This is a genomic window from Sulfurimonas gotlandica GD1, assembly GCF_000242915.1.
GTDB lineage: Bacteria > Campylobacterota > Campylobacteria > Campylobacterales > Sulfurimonadaceae > Sulfurimonas > Sulfurimonas gotlandica.
In genome coordinates this window covers 2,627,412-2,648,762 of record NZ_AFRZ01000001.1, presented here as the reverse complement: position 1 = coordinate 2,648,762, position 21,351 = coordinate 2,627,412, and the positions used below count along the sequence as shown (strand labels likewise).

The 21,351-nt window shown below is 33.2% G+C and carries 17 protein-coding genes; 5 read left to right on the top strand and 12 right to left on the bottom strand.

Annotation, left to right across the window (positions count from 1 at the left end; translation table 11 throughout):
• The first annotated feature begins 74 nt into the window (after positions 1-74).
• A complete protein-coding gene (locus SMGD1_RS13070; protein WP_008337513.1) occupies positions 75-644 on the top strand; it encodes a PAS domain-containing protein in 570 nt (189 codons plus the stop codon).
• A gap of 6 nt (positions 645-650) precedes the next feature.
• On the opposite strand, the gene SMGD1_RS13065 is transcribed toward SMGD1_RS13070, so the two are convergent.
• Positions 651-2,339, bottom strand: coding sequence for a YgiQ family radical SAM protein (locus SMGD1_RS13065; RefSeq protein WP_008337142.1), 1,689 nt, complete (start codon positions 2,337-2,339; stop codon positions 651-653).
• Positions 2,340-2,492: 153 nt separating this feature from the next.
• Here SMGD1_RS13065 and SMGD1_RS13060 point away from each other — a divergent pair, with 153 nt between their 5' ends.
• Positions 2,493-4,166, top strand: a complete 1,674-nt coding sequence (locus tag SMGD1_RS13060) for an AMP-binding protein (RefSeq protein ID WP_008337107.1) — start codon at positions 2,493-2,495, stop codon at positions 4,164-4,166.
• A gap of 9 nt (positions 4,167-4,175) precedes the next feature.
• Positions 4,176-4,706: a flagellar basal body-associated FliL family protein gene (locus tag SMGD1_RS13055; protein ID WP_008337214.1), complete on the top strand. Its 531-nt coding sequence runs from the start codon at positions 4,176-4,178 to the stop codon at positions 4,704-4,706.
• 2 nt (positions 4,707-4,708) lie between these two features.
• Here SMGD1_RS13055 and SMGD1_RS13050 read toward each other — a convergent pair whose 3' ends face one another.
• The 8 genes from SMGD1_RS13050 to SMGD1_RS13015 form a co-directional block, all read right to left on the bottom strand.
• Positions 4,709-5,626, bottom strand: a complete 918-nt coding sequence (locus SMGD1_RS13050; RefSeq protein ID WP_008337121.1) for a manganese-dependent inorganic pyrophosphatase — start codon at positions 5,624-5,626, stop codon at positions 4,709-4,711.
• Positions 5,627-5,675: 49 nt separating this feature from the next.
• Positions 5,676-8,798: a transporter substrate-binding domain-containing protein gene (locus tag SMGD1_RS13045; protein ID WP_008337392.1), complete on the bottom strand. Its 3,123-nt coding sequence runs from the start codon at positions 8,796-8,798 to the stop codon at positions 5,676-5,678.
• 1 nt (position 8,799) lies between these two features.
• On the bottom strand, positions 8,800-9,846 hold the full coding sequence (locus SMGD1_RS13040; protein ID WP_008337577.1) for a response regulator: 1,047 nt from the start codon (positions 9,844-9,846) through the stop codon (positions 8,800-8,802).
• Positions 9,847-9,925: 79 nt separating this feature from the next.
• On the bottom strand, positions 9,926-10,363 hold the full coding sequence (locus SMGD1_RS13035) for an outer membrane lipoprotein (RefSeq protein ID WP_008337095.1): 438 nt from the start codon (positions 10,361-10,363) through the stop codon (positions 9,926-9,928).
• Positions 10,364-10,389: 26 nt separating this feature from the next.
• Entirely contained in the window at positions 10,390-11,019 is a 630-nt protein-coding gene (locus SMGD1_RS13030; protein WP_008337525.1) for an NAD(P)H-dependent oxidoreductase, read from the bottom strand.
• Positions 11,020-11,044: 25 nt separating this feature from the next.
• A complete protein-coding gene (locus tag SMGD1_RS13025; protein WP_008337114.1) occupies positions 11,045-11,917 on the bottom strand; it encodes a radical SAM/SPASM domain-containing protein in 873 nt (290 codons plus the stop codon).
• Positions 11,918-11,948: 31 nt separating this feature from the next.
• On the bottom strand, positions 11,949-12,548 hold the full coding sequence (locus SMGD1_RS13020) for an NAD(P)H-dependent oxidoreductase (RefSeq protein ID WP_008337454.1): 600 nt from the start codon (positions 12,546-12,548) through the stop codon (positions 11,949-11,951).
• 11 nt (positions 12,549-12,559) lie between these two features.
• Positions 12,560-13,705: an iron-containing alcohol dehydrogenase gene (locus SMGD1_RS13015; protein ID WP_008337227.1), complete on the bottom strand. Its 1,146-nt coding sequence runs from the start codon at positions 13,703-13,705 to the stop codon at positions 12,560-12,562.
• Between the two features lie 131 nt (positions 13,706-13,836).
• On the opposite strand from SMGD1_RS13015, the gene SMGD1_RS13010 reads away from it, so the two are divergent.
• A complete protein-coding gene (locus tag SMGD1_RS13010; RefSeq protein ID WP_008337418.1) occupies positions 13,837-14,211 on the top strand; it encodes a winged helix-turn-helix transcriptional regulator in 375 nt (124 codons plus the stop codon).
• On the top strand, positions 14,211-15,113 hold the full coding sequence (locus SMGD1_RS13005) for an AEC family transporter (protein WP_008337376.1): 903 nt from the start codon (positions 14,211-14,213) through the stop codon (positions 15,111-15,113). The genes SMGD1_RS13010 and SMGD1_RS13005 overlap by 1 nt, the downstream gene beginning before the upstream one ends.
• Here the strand turns inward: SMGD1_RS13005 and SMGD1_RS13000 are convergent.
• From SMGD1_RS13000 to uvrA, 3 genes are read right to left on the bottom strand one after another with little or no spacing between them, the layout of a single operon-like run.
• Positions 15,100-17,091 carry a sensor domain-containing diguanylate cyclase gene (locus tag SMGD1_RS13000; RefSeq protein WP_008337109.1) on the bottom strand — a complete coding sequence of 664 codons (1,992 nt, stop codon included), beginning with the start codon at positions 17,089-17,091 and terminating at the stop codon, positions 15,100-15,102. The genes SMGD1_RS13005 and SMGD1_RS13000 overlap by 14 nt on opposite strands.
• On the bottom strand, positions 17,091-18,482 hold the full coding sequence (locus SMGD1_RS12995; protein ID WP_008337429.1) for a multiheme c-type cytochrome: 1,392 nt from the start codon (positions 18,480-18,482) through the stop codon (positions 17,091-17,093). Before SMGD1_RS12995 ends, SMGD1_RS13000 begins: the two co-directional genes overlap by 1 nt.
• 33 nt (positions 18,483-18,515) lie before the next feature.
• Positions 18,516-21,347 (bottom strand): excinuclease ABC subunit UvrA, encoded by a 2,832-nt coding sequence (uvrA, locus tag SMGD1_RS12990; RefSeq protein WP_008337236.1) that lies wholly within the window; start codon positions 21,345-21,347, stop codon positions 18,516-18,518.
• Between the last annotated feature and the right edge of the window lie 4 nt (positions 21,348-21,351).

Sequence of the window (21,351 nt, the reverse complement as noted above, 5' to 3'; positions counted from 1 at the left end):
ATTAAGTTTAATTAAGAAAACTTATATTAAAATTGAAATAATTTATGGCTGTATATCCCATTATAGGAGTTCTTATGACACTGCAAAAAAATCATAACTTATCTCATGAAATTGTATTAGACGATGTAAAATGTATATTAAGTACAACAGATCTCAAGGGAACAATTAAATATACAAATCCTTATTTTAGTGAGGTTAGTGGATATTCAAAAAAGGAGCTTCTTGGCTCTCCACACAATATAATTCGTCATCCTGATATGCCAAAAGTAATGTTTAAACTTATGTGGGATCGAATCAAAGATGATAACAATGTATCAATGATTGTAAAAAACAGAGCTAAAGATGGAAAATACTATTGGGTTACAACTTTCTTTGAAAAAAAGTATCATCCAGTAACTAAAGAGAGTGATGGATATTTAGCAATTTTACACGCTGCTCCAAAAAATGCAATAAGAGCCATAGAGCCTCTGTACAAAAGACTCAGAAATATAGAAGCAAAATATGGAATCCATGCTTCACAAGATTATCTTATCAAATATCTTATGAAAGAAGGTAAAACATACGATCAATATGTCGCAGAGTTGACTCAACAAAAAAACTTAGTCTCTGAGTTTTTTAAAACTATAAATAAACTGACTTCGTAACAATATTTAAGAAGCAAATCCACTACAAAAGCTATCTTTTTTAACTACAATCTGCTTCTGTTTTTCTTTTCTTTTTGTATCTTTTTCTACAAAGATTTTCTTACGAGTTTTTGGATCTAACTCTGTATAATACATAACAGCCGAGTAAGTTCCAGGAGTAGGAGTAAATACCTGAGCCTGTTCTGGATTCATCTTTAACTCGTCTGTTGTAAATCTCTTTAACTCATGCATATCTTTTTCTTCACATCCCGGATGCGCTGCAATAAGATAGTAAGTTAAAAACTGTGGTTTTCCGGACTCTTTATTTAACTTATCATACATCTTTTTAAAGTCAACCAGTGTCTCTTTGCCAGGTTTACCCATAAGTTCAAGAACATGTTGTTGTGTATGTTCAGGGGCAACTTTCATCTGTCCTGATATGTGATGGTCAACCATCTCTTTTAAGTAAGAGTATCCATGCTTTTTATCTGCAGTAATTAGGTCATATCTAACACCAGATGCTACAAAGGCTTTTCTGACACCGTCCACTTCTCTTATTTTTCTAAGCAGGTTTATATTTCTTCCATGGTCAACATGCATAACCTTACATAGACGATCAGCATCTACACAACGAATATCATCACATGTACCCTTTTTAAGCTTCTTCCCACACTCATATCCGTACATGTTAGCAGTTGGACCTCCAACATCACTTATGATGCCTTTGTAGTCTTTGTACTTGTTGAACTCTTTTGCTTCTTCAAGTATGTTTCCCTCTGTGCGAGTACGGATTGTTCTACCTTGGTGAACACCAATAGCACAGAAGTTACACTCTCCCCAGCATCCATGGTGAGTCATGATAGAGAACTTTATTGTCTCTAAACACTTTACCTTGCCCATCTTTGCATAGTAAGGATGCAACTCTCTTGTAAATGGCAAATTAGAGTTAGCATCCATCTCTCTTTCATCCAAGTAATCACATGGAGGATTTTGAATAAGGTAACGGCTATCTACAGGCTGACAAAGTCCTTTTGCACTTATGGGGTCATTGTTATCATAGAAATCATCAAAGAGGTCTATATACTTCTCTTTATCATCTAAACACTCTTGATGTGATGGGAGTTGTATATATTCATGAACAGGCTCTTTTGAAATATAACAAACACCTCGTATATCTCTATAATCATCTCCAGATGCCAGAGCAGCTGTTACTTGTTCTAGTGCTATTTCACCCATACCATAGATAAGTATATCGGCTTTAGCATCAAAGATAACCGGTTTTTTGAGCTTGTCAACCCAATAATCATAGTGAGTAACTCTTCGCAAACTTGCTTCAATACCGCCAAGGACTAACGGAACTGTACCTTTAAAGTGTTGGCGGATAAGATTACAGTAAACACTAAGAGCACGATCTGGCCTTTTGTCATTTTTCCCGCCAGGAGTATAGTCATCAGAGTTTCTAAACTTCTTTGTAGCGGTATAGTTTGAAACCATACTATCAACACTGCCGCCACTTACACCCCAGTAGAGTCTAGGCTCACCAAGTCTCTTAATATCAACATCACTTTTGATATCAGGCTGACCTATCATACCTACTTTATAACCAAGACGCTCCAGCATGCGACCAACCATAGCTACACCGATAAATGGAGAATCAATATATGCATCTCCACTAACTAAAATCACATCACACTGATCCCAGCCTAAGGCATCCATCTCTGCTCTAGTCGTAGGCAGGAAATCTTTTTCACTAAATGTTACGGTGTTTCGCGCTGGTTGTTGTGTTTTACTTCTTCTGCTCAAGCTAATCCAATTTTTCTAATATTTATGTATAATAATACTAAATCAATTTAAAATAAGAGATTATAGATGAACTACCCATATGAAAATTTAGAAAACTTTACACTTCCAAGACTATTCGACAGATCTGTAAATAGATATGGAGAGGAGCCCTCACTGGCGAAGGTAGGCGAAGAGCCTATGAGCTATAATCAACTAAACGAAAAAGTTAAAGCAACAGTACAACTACTTCAAAAAAGCGGTATCTCAAAAGGTGATAAAGTTGTACTTTTAAGTGAAAATATGCCTAACTGGGCAGTAGCTTACTTTTCTGTTACTTATTTTAATGCTGTTATTGTTCCTATTCTTCCAGATTTTCATCCTTCTGATGTTCACCATATCATTAGACACTCAGAAGCTAAAGCTGTTTTTGTATCAGATAAATTTTTACCAACGATTGAAGATGCCAACGATTTAAATATACAACTGGTAATAAACTTGGAAAAACTTGAGATAATTGAAGAGATAAGCAATCAAAGTTATATATCTCAACTAAAGCAAAAAATCTCTAAATCTTCTATTAAGATTACAGAGCCAAAAGAAGATGACTTAGCGGCAATCATATACACTTCTGGCACAACAGGACATTCTAAAGGAGTAATGCTCTCTCATAAAAATCTTGTTACAAATGCTCTTTCATCATTTTCTAAAATTACAATACATAAGAGTGATATTTTCTTATCTATACTTCCTTTGGCACATACTCTAGAGTGTACAGTTGGTTTAATAGTTCCCATACTTCATGGCAGTAGTGTTCATTACATAGATAAGGTACCAACTCCTAGTGTACTTTTAAAAGCATTTAGTGTTGTACGACCGACTATGATGTTAAGCGTTCCTTTAATCATAGAAAAAATCTACAAGAACAAAGTTCTAGCTAAATTTAACAGTTCATTTATTCTAAAGCATCTATATAAAATACCATTTTTCAGAAAAATACTAAACAAAGCTGCTGGAAAAAAGCTGATAGAAACATTTGGTGGAAGAGTAAGATTCTTCGGTATAGGAGGAGCAGCTCTATCTCCTTTTGTAGAGCAGTTTCTAATGGAAGCAGAGTTTCCTTATATTATTGGTTACGGCTTAACAGAGACATCTCCTCTTATTGCCGGTGGCTCGATTATAGATGGCATTGTTAAAGTAAAATCAACAGGAACTCCTTTTTATGGTGTAACAGTTAAGATAAAAGACAAAGATCCAAAAACAGGTGAAGGAGAAATCATAGTTAAATCTCCCAGCGTGATGCTTGGTTACTACAAAGATGAAGAAAAAACAAAAGAAGTCATGGAAGATGGATGGTTTTTAACCGGAGACTTAGGCTATATGGATGAAGACGGATTTTTATTTATCAGTGGACGAAGCAAAAATGTAATAATCGGCTCAGGTGGGGAAAACATCTATCCAGAACAGATAGAAGCTGTTATTAACCAAAACGAAGCTGTTCTTGATTCACTTGTAATGGAGCAGGATTCTAAACTAATAGCAAGAGTACATTTAGACTATGAGATGATTGATGAGATGTTTAAAGCAGATAGAGCTTCAGATGCTAAGGTTAAAGAAGATATAGCAAACTTTTTAGAAGAGTTAAGAGTTGATGTAAACACTCAAGTTGCATCTTTTTCTAAAGTAAATAAATTTGTTGAACAGATAGAACCGTTTATAAAAACTCCAACTAAAAAAATTAAACGCTACCTCTATGTTGAGTAGGAGATATTAATGTTTCAAAAAGTTGTAAAAATACTTATAGGCATCATTGTAACACTTATTGTAGGGATGCTACTTGTATATGGTGTCTCTAAGTCAGATTTTAGCAAGATACAAAAATATGATGAAAAAGACAATAGTATCAGTGATGTAAGAAGCAGAATGAAAGGTCCATCTGAACAAAAAGAAAAAATAGCTAAAGAGCGTTACTACACTACAAAAGTAAAAATTAAAGAAGGCAGTATGGCTAGTCTTGGTGATTTTACTGTAAATATCTCTGGAAACAGAAAACTAACTGCAAATATATCTTTAAAATTCAAAGAGAAAAAAAGTAATAGCTGGTTAAGCGGGGATAGTGTTGAAGAAGAAATTATCGCTAAAGGTGATATTTTAAGAAGTGCTGTTATACATACGATTTCTGGTAGTAAAAACGCTACCGTAGCAAATAATCTAATGAAAAAAGAGTTGGTTAATAATATAAATAACCACCTCTCAGATGGAGAGGTAGAAGAAGTTTATTTTAATAGGTTTATAATTCAGTAGAATTAAAATTGAGGTTGTAAGAAAGGAATAACTTGTTTCTTACGGCTAAGAACACCGTCTAGCCAAACTTGAGAGTCTTCTAGTTTACAATCAAAAGCACTCTCTATTTTACTCTCATCATCACTAACTACAAGAAGTTGAGACCCTTCTTTCATGATGTCTGTTAAAAGAATGATTACTGAGTGTAAACCACCCTCTTCTTTTAACTTTTTCATATCTGCAAAAAGATCATCTTTCATCTTATCAAACACACTTAAATCAACTACTTCAAGTTGTCCAACACCTAACTTCTCGTTACCCATTGCAAACTCTTTGTAATCACGAGTATTTAATGCACGAGCAGTTGCGCCCTCTACTGCAGATTTAACAATGAACATCTCCATACCAAGAGCTTTGTAGTCTTCAACTCCAGCTATAGCTGCTAGTTCTTTAACTGCTTTAGTATCTATTTTAGTACATGTTGGAGATTTAAAGATTACAGTATCACTTAGGATTGCACATAGCATCATTCCTGCAATATCTTTTGGAATCTCTACACCGTGATAATCATAAGCTTCTTTAATTACAGTGTTTGAACAACCAATAGGTCTGATCCAGCACTCTAGCGGAGTAGAAGTAGTTAAGTCACCAAGTTTATGATGATCATATATTCCTAAAATAGTAGCTTCCATAATATCTTTAGGAGCTTGTCCTAAATCAGAAAAATCAACTATATAAACTTTTTCACCAGCATAAGAAGTCTTAAGCTCAGGTACATCTGCTCCAAACTTATTTAGTATAAACTCAGTCTCAGGAGATATTTCACCTTGACGTGTCGGTATACACTCTTCACCAAGGTGATTTTTAAGATATGCAAGAGAGATAGCCCCAACGATAGAATCAGAATCAGGATTTGTATGTCCAAAAATATATGTTGACATTTAATTGACCTTTGTAAATTTTTTCGTAATTATACTGTAGTTTTCAAAACTATAATTTAGATTTTAAATCTTTAATTATATTTTCATATTTGTCTAACATTAGACTTATCCCAGTTATGTCAAACGAGTCAACTTTTTCTAAAAGTTCTTCAGAATATTTTATGATATAGTTTATCATATACTCAGAAGCTATTTCTTTTAATATTAAAGCAAAATTTTCTATTTTGTTTATATCATTTGTTTGTAAAGCTTCTACATATAATTCTTCTATTTCTTTTTCTACACGATTTAAAAATATTATTAAATTCTCAGTATTATCAACACTGATGTCATCTATACTTTTTTCAGAAGAAGAAGGAGTGCTTTTAAAATCTAAGAACTTTGATATTTCTTTGTATAAGGCTTTTTTTGAAACTGGTTTTCTTAAGTATCCATCAAACCTTTCATCCTCTAGTTTTTTAAGTTCATCTTGCATTATAGATGCTGTTAATGCAACAATTGGGACTGAACTAGATGCTTTAATAAGCTTAGTTGCCGTATATCCATCCATAATCGGCATTCTAATATCCATTAATATCAAATCAATATCTTTACGATTGAAAACTTCTATTGCTTCTTTTCCATTAACTGCTTCTAATATTTCTACACCTGCTTCGACTAGACTCTCTCTAACCAAGTCTCGATTCTCCTGAACATCATCTACAACTAAAACAACTGATTTTTCAAATTTTATATTCTCTTCAATTTCTTCACTCTCTCTAACGTGTTCTTCATCACTTACAGAAGCTATATCAATACTCTTAAATTCAATAATAAAACTAGACCCTTTACCCAGCACACTCTCAACTTCAAGTGATCCACCCATTAGTTTTGATAATTTTCTACTAATAGCAAGACCGAGTCCAGTGCCACCATACTTTTTAACGTCTTGATTTTCTGTCTGCTCAAATATATTAAAAATTTTATCTTGATTAATTTTTTCTATTCCTATACCACTGTCCTCAACTCTTATAGTTAGATCAACTTTACTGGTATGTTCATATACTTCATCAACATTTACAACTAATTTTACATAGCCTTCTTCTGTAAACTTAATCGCATTTCCTATTAAGTTTATTAGTATTTCGCTCAATCTTATTGAATCAATCAATATAGCTTTTGGCATCTCTTTATTAATGTCTAGTTGTAATTGCAGACCTTTTTGTTTAGCTTGCAATTTAAAAATATTTATAGTTTCTTCACATATATTTTGTATATTTACTCTACTTTTTACTAATTCAAGTTTTCCTGATTCTATTTTTGAGAGGTTTAAAATATCATTGATTAAATATAGAAGTGTTTGTCCTGAAGAGCGAATAGTTTTAATAAATGATTTTGATTTTTTATCTTCTACTCTTTTATCAAGAAGTTCAGCAAAACCTAAAATTGCATTCATCGGCGTTCGTATCTCATGACTCATATTGGACAAAAAGTCACTCTTTGCTTTGTTGGCATTTACAGCTATGTCTTTTGCCTCTTCAAGCTTTTTATTTACTTCAAACAACTCCTCTTGAGCCTGCTTTCTTTTAGCTATCTCAACAGATAGTTTTCTATTCCAATATAGTGTTCCAAAAATAAAGAATATAAATATACCGACTAATTGCCAAACAAGCGTGTAATCAACTTTTTCTACATATTTTTGATTTGTCCATTTAGTTAAAATATCGTGTTTTTGTTTTTTATCAATGCTATTTAGAACTTTATTTATTATCTCAACTAATGGTGAATACTCTTTTACAACCCCAAAACCAACATCTGCAGACACCATTGTTTTACCAACAATTTGAACATTATGCAGTCCCATCTCAGAAATCATATAGCTGCCTAATGTGAATGTACATAACAAAGCATCATACTTACCGGTTGAGATAGCACTTAAACCTTCTTGTATATTATTAACTTCATAAAAAACAATATTTTTATATTCTTGTCTTAGTTTTGGAACATATCCATACTCTTTTATAACCGCTATCTTTTTGTCAGCTATCATATTTAAATTTTCTACATAGCTAGAATCATCATTCATTACAATAATTATTGAGTTGGATATAAATGCTTGCGTATACTGTAAATCTAACTTAGAGTCTATAGTTTCAACTATCATAGAGACACTAGCGTCTTTTACTTTGCTAATTGCTTCTTGCCACGTTGAAGAGGCAACATATTTAAATGTAATACCTGTATACTTTTGAATCTCTTTAACATACTCTGCTGCTATTCCTATATGTTGCTTATCTTTATCAGCAGCTTCAAAAGGAAGCCAATCCGGATCACCTGTATATTCTATGACTTGATGTCTGCTTATCCAATCTTGCTGTTTTTTTGAAAATTCCAATAGTTGGCTTTTTTCTTCAAGGCTAAAAACTCTTCTCCATCTGCTTTTTATCTCTTGATCTTCTTGCGTAGTGATGCTTTTAAGACTCTTTTGAATAATGCTAAAGAGTATCTCGTTATCTTTATCTACTGCCATACCAATAGATGTGTTAAAGCCTTTAACTTTAGTAATTACCTTTAAATTGTTAATTAGATATTTATTTATAATATATGTAGCAACCGCTAAATTACCAATATAGGCTTCAGCCTTACCAACTGAAACTGCTTCGAGAGACTCTTCATTTGACTTTGTCAGATGCAGCTTTATTTTAGGGTGATTAGACTTTAACCATTCGTGTACATATGAATCTTTATTGATAGAAACACTTTTACCGACAAGATCTTCCATAGACTTTATATCACTGTTTTTTGACCTATTTATAATCACCATTGGAACGTTAAGGTAAGCATCTGAGAATCTTAGATATTTTTTTCTATCTTCAGTTTCAACCACACAAGTAAGACCGTCATACTCTTTACTTTTTGCAGATTTCAAAGCATCCGCCCATACAACAGGATAAACTTTGATTTTTAAACCACTTTTTTTCTCAATGATTTTTATATACTCAGATGAAAGACCTGCATAATTTCCATTTTTATCAAGAAAATCAAAAGGCGGCCATCCTTTATCAGCACCAAATTTTACTACAGGGTTATTTTTAATCCACTCAATCTCATCTTTTGATAAGTTAAGTTCTGATGAGAACAACGAAGTTACAAATAAAACAAAAGATGCTAAATATACTAAGAGAGGCTTCACTCTATTCTTCTACAATATCTCTAAAGTCGTCTAAATTATTTTCAAAAAGTTCAACCAAATATGGATCAAATTGTGTACCTTTATGCTCTATGATATATTTCGCTGCCTCTTCAAAAGTCCATGAATCTTTATATGCTCTTTTATGCATTAATGCGTCTAAAACATCTGCAAGTGCCACTATCCGTCCATAGATATGAATTTCCTCACCTTTGAGACCTTGAGGATAACCTTTACCATTGTATTTTTCATGATGTTGATAAGCAATAATATCACTAGCTTGAATAAGTTTTCTCTTGGAATTTTTTAGTAGAGTATGTGCATTTATCGTATGTTCTTTCATCGCACAGAACTCTTCTTCGCTCAATTTATCCGGTTTATTTAAAATATTTTGATCTATTGTTATTTTACCGATGTCATGAAGAGCAGAAGCATGTTTGATTATTAAGGCTTCATCATCACTTATTGATTCATGCAATTCTGCTAAGAACTCTGAGAGATGTGCTACTCTTTTAATATGTCTACCTGTCTCATCTGAAGAAGATTCCATGACTTCTGTGAGTATGTATATAATTTCTCTTTGTGTTGCTTCTAACTCTGATAAAAGTCTATTTTCATTATGTTTAATCTTTACATTCAAGTTTAGATTATTCTGCTCCAACACCTTTCTAGATCTGTAGAGCTCTAGGTGCGTAGAGACTCTTGAGATAAGTTCTGATGGATGAAAAGGTTTTGTAATGTAATCAACTGCACCAAGCTCAAAGCCTTCTGTAATAGAGTCTATATCAGCTTTTGCAGTTAAAAAAATTATAGGAATATTTTTGGTAGAAGAATTATTTTTCAGAGCTTTTATGACATCAAAACCATTTAAATCAGGCATCATAATATCAAGAAGAATAAGATCAAAATCTTTAGTTTTAACAATATCTAGTGCTTGGTTTCCATTTATGGCAAATGAAAAATTATAGTTATTTTCTTTTAAAATATTCATAGCGACTTTTATGTTATCACTAACATCATCAACAATCAAAATATTGTACGATAAATCCATTAATTAATCCTAATATTCTTAACTGAATTAATTATAACATATTAAATATTATAGTATTAGTACAACATATACGATACGCTCATTTATTTATCTTGTCCACTTGTGCTACTTTATTTCCATCTTTAATGATTTTCACACGATCACCTGCAACAAAGCGATTTCCTTTTATTACTATTACAACTTGTTCACCGCTGTCTAGCTCAACACTGAGTTCTTCTCCATTGGCTTTTCCAACTTCACTTCCAGCATAATAACCACCAAGTCCACCACCAAGTGTTGCTAAAGTCTTTCCAGCTCCACTGCCAACTAAAGAACCTAAAACTGTACCAATTAAAGCACCGAAAAATTTACCGGAACCATCATCTTTTATAACGACTGGTTTAGATGTAATTACAGTGCCAATTTCATATCTTTTTATTTGATTATAATTTCTACCATCATACTCAGGACCTTCATTTGTTGCACAGCCGCTAATCATAAGTGTAATAGCTATTAATATATATAAAAACTTTTTCATATAATCCACCCTTAAAATAGTTTCTTTTAATTTATAAATTCTACCACTTCATCAAAATCAAGTCTTACCTGTGAGGACTGCTCATTTAATCTATATCCAAATGGAATTGCCATAGATAGTCTAAACTTACTTTTATCTATGTTTAAAATATCTTCAACCTGATCTCTATCAAAACCTTCTATCGGGCAAGAGTCTATTCCTCTTACTGCAGCTGCACTCATCATATTTGCGCCTGCGAATGCAGTCTGCTTAGCTGTCCAAGCATAGATATTTTCATCACTGCTTAGAGTATCCGCTAAATGTTCTGCATATAGTTTTAAATAAAAGTCTAAACTCTCTTGAGGCATATTACGTCTAGCAAATCTCTTCTTAGGAATTCCAGATTCAGGTTTTACAGACTCAATACCGGCTAAAATAATCACCAGATGCGAACAAGTAGTAATCTGAGCTTGGCTCCAACACGCTGGTCTAAGTTTTAATTTCAACTCTTCATTTGTTATAACCAAAAACTTCCAAGCTTCCATCCCAAACGATGAAGGAGATCTTCTTCCAGCTTCAAGTATATACTTTATATCTTCATCAGATATCTTTTTTTCATCGTCAAATACCTTACAGGCATGTCTAAATCCCAATGATTCTTCAAATGTTTTTTCCATCATTTTTCCTTTTTAATATTAATGTTTACTCAAATTTAGTTCTATATGCACAATGTTTGCACAACTCTTCTAGGATGTTTCCAGATTTAAAGCCCTCTATCATATCATAAGAGCGAGAGCTGGCAACTATTTTTTCCAAAGATTCATCTTTAATATTACCAAGATTGACAACTGCTTCATAATCAAAGCAACATGGAACAACTTCACCACTACTCAAAATTGCCATTTGTGAACTAAGCCCATGACAATAGCCCTTATCACTAACAAAAGGTGCTTCTAAAGATGGCCAAGTAAAAAGAGAATCAAAGTTAAAAAGTACTTTTGATATTACTCGTAAGCTTTTTTTTGTATCAGCTTCAACTTTTGATAATTCAACACCTAGTTTATTAAACATTATAGATATAACTTCTTTATTATAATCTTCATGAGAGTTGTTTTTCTCTTCATTCCAAAGTCTATAGTTTATAAAAGATTTTGAATTAATCTCTCGAAAAGCCAAAGTAAAACTAGCTATTTTTTCAAGATATTCTTCCAAGGAGATAGGTAAACTATTTCCACGATAACTATTTAGTGAAAAATTTATCTGCTTAATCGCCTTATGATTCAAAGCATCTAGATGCCAAGGCTTTAGATAATACCCTGCAGTAGTAATATGTACATTTAAACCGCAATTTTCACTAATATCCAGATATTCTTTGATATTATCAACTAAAAGCGGGTCTCCGACTACATGATATGCTATATCATCAGTAAAGGCTTTTACTTCTAAGTTCAACTTTTTAAATAAGTCTATGTCCATCGTAGAAAATGATCTGTTAGAAGATGGGCAAAAATCACAAGAGAGTCCACATTTTGATGTTAGTTCTATGTAGACTTTTTGCATTTTTCTTTTAGCCATCTATCCTCTTTGTTTTCTTTATAGTAACTTTTTATTTAGCATCTATAAAATTTTTCTCTAGTACATTATTAAAATTTTTTAATTCAGTTATCATATCCAAGTCACCTTTAAATATATCATGAACTGAGTATGTCTTTAGTGGTTCTGCACCACAAAACTGAAATGTTTTATGAGTAGCAATATTTGCTTCATCCAAAGATAGACCATCAAAGAAACCGTCTTTAGCAGAAAATTCACTTGTCGGGCAGTTGTATGTAAGTGAAATCATATACTTTGTACCTTGCATCAAACCACCACTGCCATAACGTTTTGTTGGATCACTTCTACTTCTACCATCATTTATATACAAACCATTATGATCACCGGCAGAAAAAACTTCATCTATATACTTTTTAGTAATCCAGGGAACACCCATCCAGTAAATAGGATATTGCAAGAAGATATAATCAGCCCAAACAAACTTTTCAACTTCTTCTTTAACATCATAATCACTCTCAACCACACTATATTTTAGATTAAATCCATTCTTTTCAAAAAACTCAGATGCAGAGTCAATATACATTCTTGTCAGGTTACCTTCGGCAACTTCATCATATCTTTGATGTCCATTTATAATTAATACATTTTTCATAAGTATTCCTTTTATGCTTTTTCTAAAATCTCTGCAATTGTATCACTAGAGTAAATATCACCAATTCCCCATACAGATGCTAAAGCATTTGCATTTTGAGCTAAGGCTTGGATCCCACTTCTAGGAATACCTGCAGCTTCAAGTGTTGTTGGTGCTCCTATTTTAGCGAACCACTCTTCAAGTTTTTCTATACCTTTACTTGATTCTTCTTCACTGAAAATCTCTTTAGCAAATCTTTTAAATTGCTCTGGATTTTGATTTTCATACCATTTCATCCAAGCCGGTATTACAACAGATAAACCAGCACCGTGAGCTACGTTATATATAGCAGATAAAGAGTGTTCTATCATATGGTTTGGAAAGTTTCCACCCTCTGTTCCTGCAGGTGTAAGTCCATTAAGAGCTTGAATAGCTACCCATGCAAACTCCGCTCTTGCATCGTAATCATCTGGATTTTCTATCAGAACTTCCGTGGTCTCTATAACTGTCTTTATAATTGACTCAACTATTCTAGAGTTAAAGTTTGGGTGCAGTGAAGCTGTAAAATAGACCTCGATAGAGTGAGCAATAATATCAACTGCTGAATAAGCCAAATACTCTTTTGATACTGTAGCCATAAGTTCTGGATTTACTACTGATACAACAGGATTAACAAGGACAGAGCTAATAGAGTATTTCTGAGAAGTCTCATCATTAATAATAACAGAGTTACCATTCATCTCACTAGCTGTTGCAGCTAATGTCATTACCGTAAATACTGGAAGAGCTTCACTTATCTGTGCTTTATTAATAAAAAAGTCCCATACATCACCATCATACTTCGCACCAGCAGCTATAGCTTTAGCTGAGTCTGCAACAGAACCACCACCAACACCAAGAACAGCCTGAATATTTTTATCTTTTACTATTTTTATACCATCATTTACCCTACTCAGAAGAGGATTACTAACAACTTCATCTAGCTCTTCATACGAGATGCCATTACTCTTTAGAGATGCTATAACTCTCTCATAAAGTCCATTTTTCTTGATACTACCAGTTCCATATACAAGTAAAACACTCTCGATATTTGCTTCTTTAATATATTGACCTATACTATTCTCTTTTGCTCTACCAAATTCTATTGTAGTAGGATTGTGATACATAAAATCATTCATCTTGGAGTGTCCTTATTTTTATTAACTTTTGAAAATTATATAGCTTATGAACTTAATTGTTGCTTACGATACTTTAGGTAAGTAATGGAGTTAAATTTACTTTATGATATAATTACACAACAAGGAATATTATGTACTATGTAAATGATAAAGAGTTTAAGTGCTCTGTGGGAGTAACTCTAGATATTTTTAATGACAAATGGAAGATGAGCATTATTTGGCATCTACTTGAGAATGATAAAAGATTTAAAGACCTACACGAAGAGATATCTGAGATAACTCAAAAAACTTTAACAGTAAAACTAAAAGAACTAGAAAGTAAAAAGATAATCCATAGAGAAGTTTTTCCGGAAGTTCCACCTAAAGTAGTCTATTCTCTTACTCCTATTGGCAAAAAACTAAGACCTGTTTTAGAAAGTATGTTTAACTGGGGTATAGATTATGTTCAAGAGCATGGTACTATCTCAGGTGACAATGCATGTGAAGTGAAGCTATTTAAAAGATAATGGAAAATTTTGCACTTATCTTTGTAGCGCTCATTATCGGCTATATCATTAATAAACGAGATATCTTCCCTAAAGATACTCCCATCATATTAAATCAATTTATTTTGTACATCTCACTACCGGCAATGGCTCTGCTGCAGATACCAAAACTAAGTTTTTCTTTTGAAGTTCTTATACCTATTATCATAGCATGGCTAGTTATGGGCATCAGTGCTCTTGTTATTTTTTATATCTCAAAGATTTTAAAATTTTCTAAAGAAATCACCGGAGCTTTGATGCTTGTTGGTGTTTTGGGAAACACTTCATTTGTAGGTATTCCAGTTATTCAAGCATATTTTGGTGATTCTGCACTGCCTTACGTTTTAATGTATGACCAACTTGGATCATTTATAATGCTATCTACCTATGGAACATTTATCTCAGTCTACTATTCAAGTGCCAAAGATGTAGATGTAAAAGCAATAGCGATTAAAATTATTACATTCCCACCATTTTTATCTCTACTTGTTGCACTATTTTTTATCGGCACAACTTTTCATCCTGTCATAACTAGTGTTCTATCTTCACTGGCAGGGACAATAGTCCCACTTGCTCTCGTTGCAGTAGGTCTGCAACTAAAATTCAAATTGCCATCTGAAGATGTAAAACCTTTTTTTAGTGCATTAGGTGTAAAACTACTTTTATCACCAATCATAGCAATTCTTATATCTTTTATATTTTCATGGGATAATCAAGCTTCTATGGTCTCTATAATGGAAGCCGGGATGGGGCCTATGATAACTGCAGGAGCTGTAGCATCTATGGCAGGTTTAGCACCAAGGCTAAGTTCTGCGATAGTTGGATATGGAGTACTGTTGTCATTTTTAACAACATGGATTTTATTTAAACTTATACAACTTTAACCATATTTCTACCATGAGCTTTTGAGAAGTAAAGACCTTTATCAGCTCGCTCAAGTAAACTTTTAGCACTATCATCTTCTAATATTTTTGTTACTCCAAAACTACAGCTTAGTTGCCCAAAATGCTCAAAAGAAAATGCACTTAATGCTTCACGCAGAGAGTTAGAAAAACTCTCTGCTTCATTTGCCTCAGTAGAAGGCAGTAAAAGAACAAATTCCTCACCACCCCATCGTGCAAAAATATCTGTTGGACGGATACGTTTAGAAAATATATTCGCTAATGTAACTAATGCATAATCACCAACGACATGCCCGTAAGTATCGTTAATCTTCTTAAAATTATCTATGTCACAAAGCACTAAAGAATAAACTTCTTTATAGCGATCTACTGCATAAAGTGCTTTATCCAACTCTTGATTAAATTTCACTCGATTATACTGTCCGGTTAATACATCGCGAGTAGCTTGTATCTCTAAACGCTCGTTTTCGCTGCTTAAACGTGTTACATCATTAAAGACAACAACCTCATTATCTTCTTTACCAAGCATTGATATAAAATTTATTTCAAATATTTTGCGTTTATTATCTTTAGTGTGTAAATAAATAGTATTTTTTGTCTCATCAAAAAAAGATGTAATAAAGGTTTTTATAGATTTATATTCATCACAATTTTCTAGTTTTGCTCCAAACAATTCACATAAATATTTCTTGTTCTTTACAAAACCGACAGAATCTATATTGAAAAAATCCAGAAAAGCTCTATTTGCATAGATAACTCTATCTCCTTCTATTCTCAAAATCATACTGCTATGAAGATCCAATATATGCTCCAATGATTCTTTTTGTTTATTTAATTCTTCTGTTCTTTTTTCTACTTTACTTTCTAAAGAGTTTGTGTAGTCCATAATTGTTTTACGTTGTTTTTGCAATGATTTACTCATAGAATTAAAGTTTCGTGAGAGAAGCTCAAACTCATCATTAGTGTGAAGTTCTAAACCCTGTTCATAATCTCCATCTTTAATTTTTTGAGTTTGCGAAATCATCATTTTGAATATACTTCGGATTTTTCTGGCAAATACAAATACAACTATGATAGAAAAACCAAGTGCGGAAAATGTTGCTAATAAGATTGAATTAAAAAGATGCTCTTCATGTTTTTTAATCTCAGCAGAAGGATATGCCATCATAAAAGAAGCTGTAGAGGTTACATCCATGTTTTTTAGAGGACGAGCAGTTAAATAGTAGTCTTTATTTCCTATCTTCGCCTCATAAAACCTATCAGGATATTTCAAAAGCCAGAGATAATCCATATAAGGGATTGGCAAAGTTTTCATAAGTTCATTAGCAACTTTTAGCGATGTGGCAGCTACTGTTCTATCACCAATTACAGTAAAATCCATAACTGTATCTTTTTTAATATTTTTCATCATATTATTATTAATGCTAAAACCAATAAGAACCATTCCATTCTGTTTATTAGCAATCACAATAGGTGCAGAAGCATAAAGAACAAAGATATCAAACTGTCTTATAATAGTTGTAAATGAAGTATGTTGATTTAACGTTTTTTCTACAATTTCGAGATTTTGTAGCTTTTCTCCATCAAAAGGTGCACTTCCTGATTGTGTTATTACATTTGCTTTGTTATCAAGTAAAATTATCTGGTCACACTGTATATCATAGCGTTTGTCAACTATTAAATCTTTTAGTTTATCTGTGTTTTTTGTAACAATATAATTAATTAATTCATGATCTTCAGCTAAATTATTTACAAGTGTTTTATTCATCTGCTCGATTAGTTCAATATGATTTTCTGCCATATTCAAGGCCTGCTTAAACTGTCCATTAATCATATTATTTACAGTACTATCACTCTCTTTACTAACGTAGTAAGCACTCCCAAAAAGTATTACTAATAAAACAACCATAAAAAATATGGATATTTTAAGAGCAATAGGGAATAAAAAGCGTTTTTTCATTACTTTTTCTTGCCCTCTTTTAGGACTTCTTTAATTGATTTTAGTTGATAATTTGGATAACTTTTATGAAAAATTCTACTCATTTCTTCGTGAGATTTATCAGCATGACAGCCACTATTTTGGCAAGAATTAGGCATCTCATATTTGATAGATGCTGAAGGCGGGATAATTCTAAAAGCATGACTCCTAATCGTGAAATCACCACCTGTCTTAACGATACGCGGCATATGACAATCAGCACAGCTTACTTTATCTACCGGACATGGGAAGTGTATCTCAGCTCTTTTGTTATTATTTTTATGATCAAGTGTCGCATATGTATTAAGGTGACATTCGCCACACTTATTAGGCCCTGCATTTCCTTTAATATTTCTATCTATTCCATGTGGCTCATGACATGTCACACAAGTAAGCCCATGTTTAGCTGTTTTGAGGGTTGGTTTTTCATCTTTTTTTGCTGAACGATAATCTTGAGAGTGACACTTCAGACAGTCATCATTTTTCTCTCCACCATGAGGGTTCTTTTTCTGTCTTAAATCGTCCAAAGAGTTAGCATGTTTTGAAAACGAAAAATCTGCAAACTCTTGATGACGGTTTTTAGAAACACCATTACACCACCAATTTTTGCCTTTTTTATCATTGTTGATTGTAGATGCAACAAAAGTATCACTAATATTATTTCCTGGTTTATACTCCAAAGGAAAATTAAATGATGTTGTTTTTCCATCTAAGTCTTTTCTCACGCTTTGACCACGACTATGACACTGACCACATACTGTTGATTTAGTAGATACAACTATATCTGCCTCTCCAACGTGAGGTTTACGATGACAAGCCACACACTCAGTGTCTACAACCATGTTCTGATGCTTTACATGCAAACTTCCACCACCATGACAAGCTTCACAAGCTACACCAAACTCAGAAAAATTATAAGTTTTTGCATCGTAACCGGTTGTATGACAACCGTTACACTTAGTAGATGCAGGTGTTTCTTTCCATTTATGTACTTTATATGGAACCCATTTTTGAGCAGTAATCATCCACTTTGCTGTAAATGGGTAATACTCTCCATCTATAACTCTCATATATACTTGCTCCCATTTTGAACCAACAACATGAGTTATCTCTTCTTTTTTAAAAGTTACAAGAGGATTGTTTTGTTCAAAATCACCTACAATCTGAGATAGATCAGTTATAGGGAGAAAGATTAATGGGTGCAAAGTATTATGCTTCCAACTCTCATAGTGTGTTTGGTGACAAGATTTACAATTATCAGAACCAACATAAGAAGGTGATTCATCTACATCAGAGTGTACATAGTTAAATCTATATGCCAAAAAGGCAATCAAAGGAAGAATGGTAATAATGGCTATCGTACGTTTATTCATAATATTTCTTTATTCTTTATTCTATATATCTAACTATTTCTTATGTAAAGCTAACTCTTTTTCTAAATATTCACCAGTATAAGAGCCTGTTTTTCCATGATTGCTTGCCAAGTCTTCAGGTGAGCCTTCAGCGATGATAAGACCACCACCAGAGCCACCTTCTGGACCCATATCTATAACCCAGTCAGCATTTTTAATCATATCTAAATTATGCTCAATGATAAGAACTGAGTTTCCAAGTTCTACAAAGTGGTGAAGAACTTTTGTAAGCCTATCTACATCTGCAAAGTGAAGTCCTGTTGTTGGCTCATCTAAAATATAGAGAGTTTTTCCAGTATCTTTACGACTCAATTCTTTACTTAGTTTTATTCTTTGAGCCTCACCACCAGAGAGTGTTACAGCATTTTGACCTAATGTAATATAACCAAGTCCGACATCCACAAGTGTTTTCATTATTTGGTGTATTTTTGGAATAGGTTTAAAAAACTCAAATGCCTCGTCTACACTCATGTTTAAAACATCAGATATCGTTTTACCTTTGTAAAAAACTTCTAAAGTCTGTTTGTTATATCTACTTCCAAGACAAGTATCACACTTAACCATGATATCAGGAAGAAAGTGCATCTCTATCTTGATTTCACCCTCACCTTGACACTTTTCACAACGTCCACCCTTAACGTTAAAGCTAAATCTAGAAGTTGTATAACCTCTTATCTGAGACTCTTTTGTTTGAGAAAATAAATTTCTTATTTCATCCATTACACCTGTGTAAGTTGCTGGATTACTTCTTGGAGTTCTACCTATCGGGCTTTGGTCAAGGTAGATTACTTTATCAACATGTTCTAGTCCTGTTATCTCAACACCAGCTACTTTATTGACTTTTCTTGCACGATTTAGTAACTCTCTTGCAGTTGGCAGAAGAGTTTGAAGCATCAAAGAACTTTTTCCGCTTCCACTTACACCTGTGATACATACAAAATTATTTAAAGGTATTTTAGCACTTAAGTCAGCAATATTATTTATAGTTACGTTTTTTATCTCTATATATTTATCTTGTGAACGTCTGTAAAAATACTCTATCTTTTTTCTTCCATAAAGATAATCAGCAGTTAGTGTTTTAGCCTTTTTTAGCTTATCTAAGGTTCCGCTAAAAACAACTTCTCCACCAAATTTACCGGCTCCGCTACCGATATCTACAATAAAGTCAGCATTTTCTATGGTCTCTTTATCATGCTCAACAACAATAACGCTGTTCCCTTTTTCTTGAAGATTTCTTAGAGTACGGATTAATTTTAAAGTATCTCTCTCATGTAGGCCGATACTAGGCTCATCTAAAACATATAAAACACCAGTAAGACCGCTTCCTATCTGAGATGCTATACGGATTCTCTGAGCTTCACCACCACTTATGCTTCTTGCATCACGCCCTAGGGTTATATAACCAAGTCCAACATCAAACAAAAAGTAAAGTCTCTCTCTGATTTCATTTAAAATAGGCTGTGCTACTTGCGTGTCTTGAGCATCAAGATATTTAAAATTGTCTTCATTTGCAAACCACTCATATGATTTGGCTATTGGCATCTCTAGAAGGTCAGATATACCTTTTTGCCCTACTCTAACAGCTAAAGATTCAAGACGAAGTCTATTTGAATTACAAACATTACAAACTTTCTCACTCATATAATCAGCTAATTCTTTTTCATCTTTGAACATATCGTATGCTATTTTCACTATCCCTGGCCACATTCTTTTTACTTCATGACTCTTCCATAGAAAACTGACTTCTTCTATGCCACCGTGTAAAATTGCTTTCTTCTGGTACTCAGGTAGTTCAGAGTAAGGAACTGTTATATCTATATCATTATGAGCACAGAAGCCTTTTAAAAATGTAAAGTAGTAACCTTTGTTAAAGCCGTAAACAATCTTAACTGCACCCTTTTCTACTGATAAATCTATATCTATAATCTTATCTTGATCAAGTGCATACCTAAGACCAAGACCATCACACTCACTACAAGCACCCTTAGGTGAGTTAAAAGAAAATGAAAGAGGTTCAAGCGGATCAAAACTTATCTTACAGTCAAAACAAGCGTTATGCTCACTGTAATGCATCTGAGACACATTTAAACCAAGTTCTTTGTGATTTAAAATATCTATCTCTAGTTCGCCATAACTCTCTTTAAGAGCTTTTTCAACATCAGCTGCGATACGCTCTTTATTTTCAGCCTTAACAACAACTCTGTCTATAACAACTTTAATAGTATGTTTTTTAGTCTTAGAAAGCTCAATCTCTTCATCAAGTCTAACCATCACACCATCTATCATAGCTCTCACATATCCCTTATGAACAAGAGACTCTAACATATCGGCATAAGAACCTTTTTTCTCACGAACAAGGGGAGCTAAAAGTACAAGTTTTGCACCTTCAGGTAGTTTAGCAACTTCACCGATAATGTCAGATGCTGACATTTGCGAGATTACTTTTTTACATTTGTGACAGTGCTGAACACCTACACGAGCATACAGAAGTCTAAAGTAGTCATATATTTCAGTAATAGTTCCAACAGTTGAACGTGGATTTTTTGAAGTTGTCTTTTGATCTATTGCAATAGCGGGAGTAAGTCCCTCTATCTTATCTACATCAGGCTTGCCTACACGATCAAGAAACTGTCTGGCGTATGAAGAGAGAGACTCCATATATCGTCTCTGTCCCTCTGCATACAGTGTGCCAAATGCCAATGTTGATTTACCGCTACCGCTAATACCAGTCATAACAACCAGCTCATTTTTAGGAATAGTTAAATTTATATTTTTTAAATTATTTTCTCTTGCACCAGTTATTGTTATTACATCTTTTTTTTTCATATAA

Excerpts from the sequence above, each read along its gene's own strand:
- SMGD1_RS13025 (WP_008337114.1), bottom strand. The coding sequence starts at position 11,917 with ATGGCTAAAAGAAAAATGCAAAAAGTCTACATAGAACTAACATCAAAA.
- SMGD1_RS13055 (WP_008337214.1), top strand. The coding sequence starts at position 4,176 with ATGTTTCAAAAAGTTGTAAAAATACTTATAGGCATCATTGTAACACTT.
- SMGD1_RS13040 (WP_008337577.1), bottom strand. The coding sequence starts at position 9,846 with ATGGATTTATCGTACAATATTTTGATTGTTGATGATGTTAGTGATAAC.
- SMGD1_RS13000 (WP_008337109.1), bottom strand. The coding sequence starts at position 17,091 with ATGAAAAAACGCTTTTTATTCCCTATTGCTCTTAAAATATCCATATTT.
- SMGD1_RS13050 (WP_008337121.1), bottom strand. The coding sequence starts at position 5,626 with ATGTCAACATATATTTTTGGACATACAAATCCTGATTCTGATTCTATC.
- SMGD1_RS13010 (WP_008337418.1), top strand. The coding sequence starts at position 13,837 with ATGTACTATGTAAATGATAAAGAGTTTAAGTGCTCTGTGGGAGTAACT.
- SMGD1_RS13005 (WP_008337376.1), top strand. The coding sequence starts at position 14,211 with ATGGAAAATTTTGCACTTATCTTTGTAGCGCTCATTATCGGCTATATC.
- SMGD1_RS13070 (WP_008337513.1), top strand. The coding sequence starts at position 75 with ATGACACTGCAAAAAAATCATAACTTATCTCATGAAATTGTATTAGAC.
- SMGD1_RS13030 (WP_008337525.1), bottom strand. The coding sequence starts at position 11,019 with ATGGAAAAAACATTTGAAGAATCATTGGGATTTAGACATGCCTGTAAG.
- SMGD1_RS13065 (WP_008337142.1), bottom strand. The coding sequence starts at position 2,339 with ATGGATGCCTTAGGCTGGGATCAGTGTGATGTGATTTTAGTTAGTGGA.
- SMGD1_RS12995 (WP_008337429.1), bottom strand. The coding sequence starts at position 18,482 with ATGAATAAACGTACGATAGCCATTATTACCATTCTTCCTTTGATTGCC.
- SMGD1_RS13015 (WP_008337227.1), bottom strand. The coding sequence starts at position 13,705 with ATGAATGATTTTATGTATCACAATCCTACTACAATAGAATTTGGTAGA.
- SMGD1_RS13060 (WP_008337107.1), top strand. The coding sequence starts at position 2,493 with ATGAACTACCCATATGAAAATTTAGAAAACTTTACACTTCCAAGACTA.
- uvrA (WP_008337236.1), bottom strand. The coding sequence starts at position 21,347 with ATGAAAAAAAAAGATGTAATAACAATAACTGGTGCAAGAGAAAATAAT.
- SMGD1_RS13020 (WP_008337454.1), bottom strand. The coding sequence starts at position 12,548 with ATGAAAAATGTATTAATTATAAATGGACATCAAAGATATGATGAAGTT.
- SMGD1_RS13035 (WP_008337095.1), bottom strand. The coding sequence starts at position 10,363 with ATGAAAAAGTTTTTATATATATTAATAGCTATTACACTTATGATTAGC.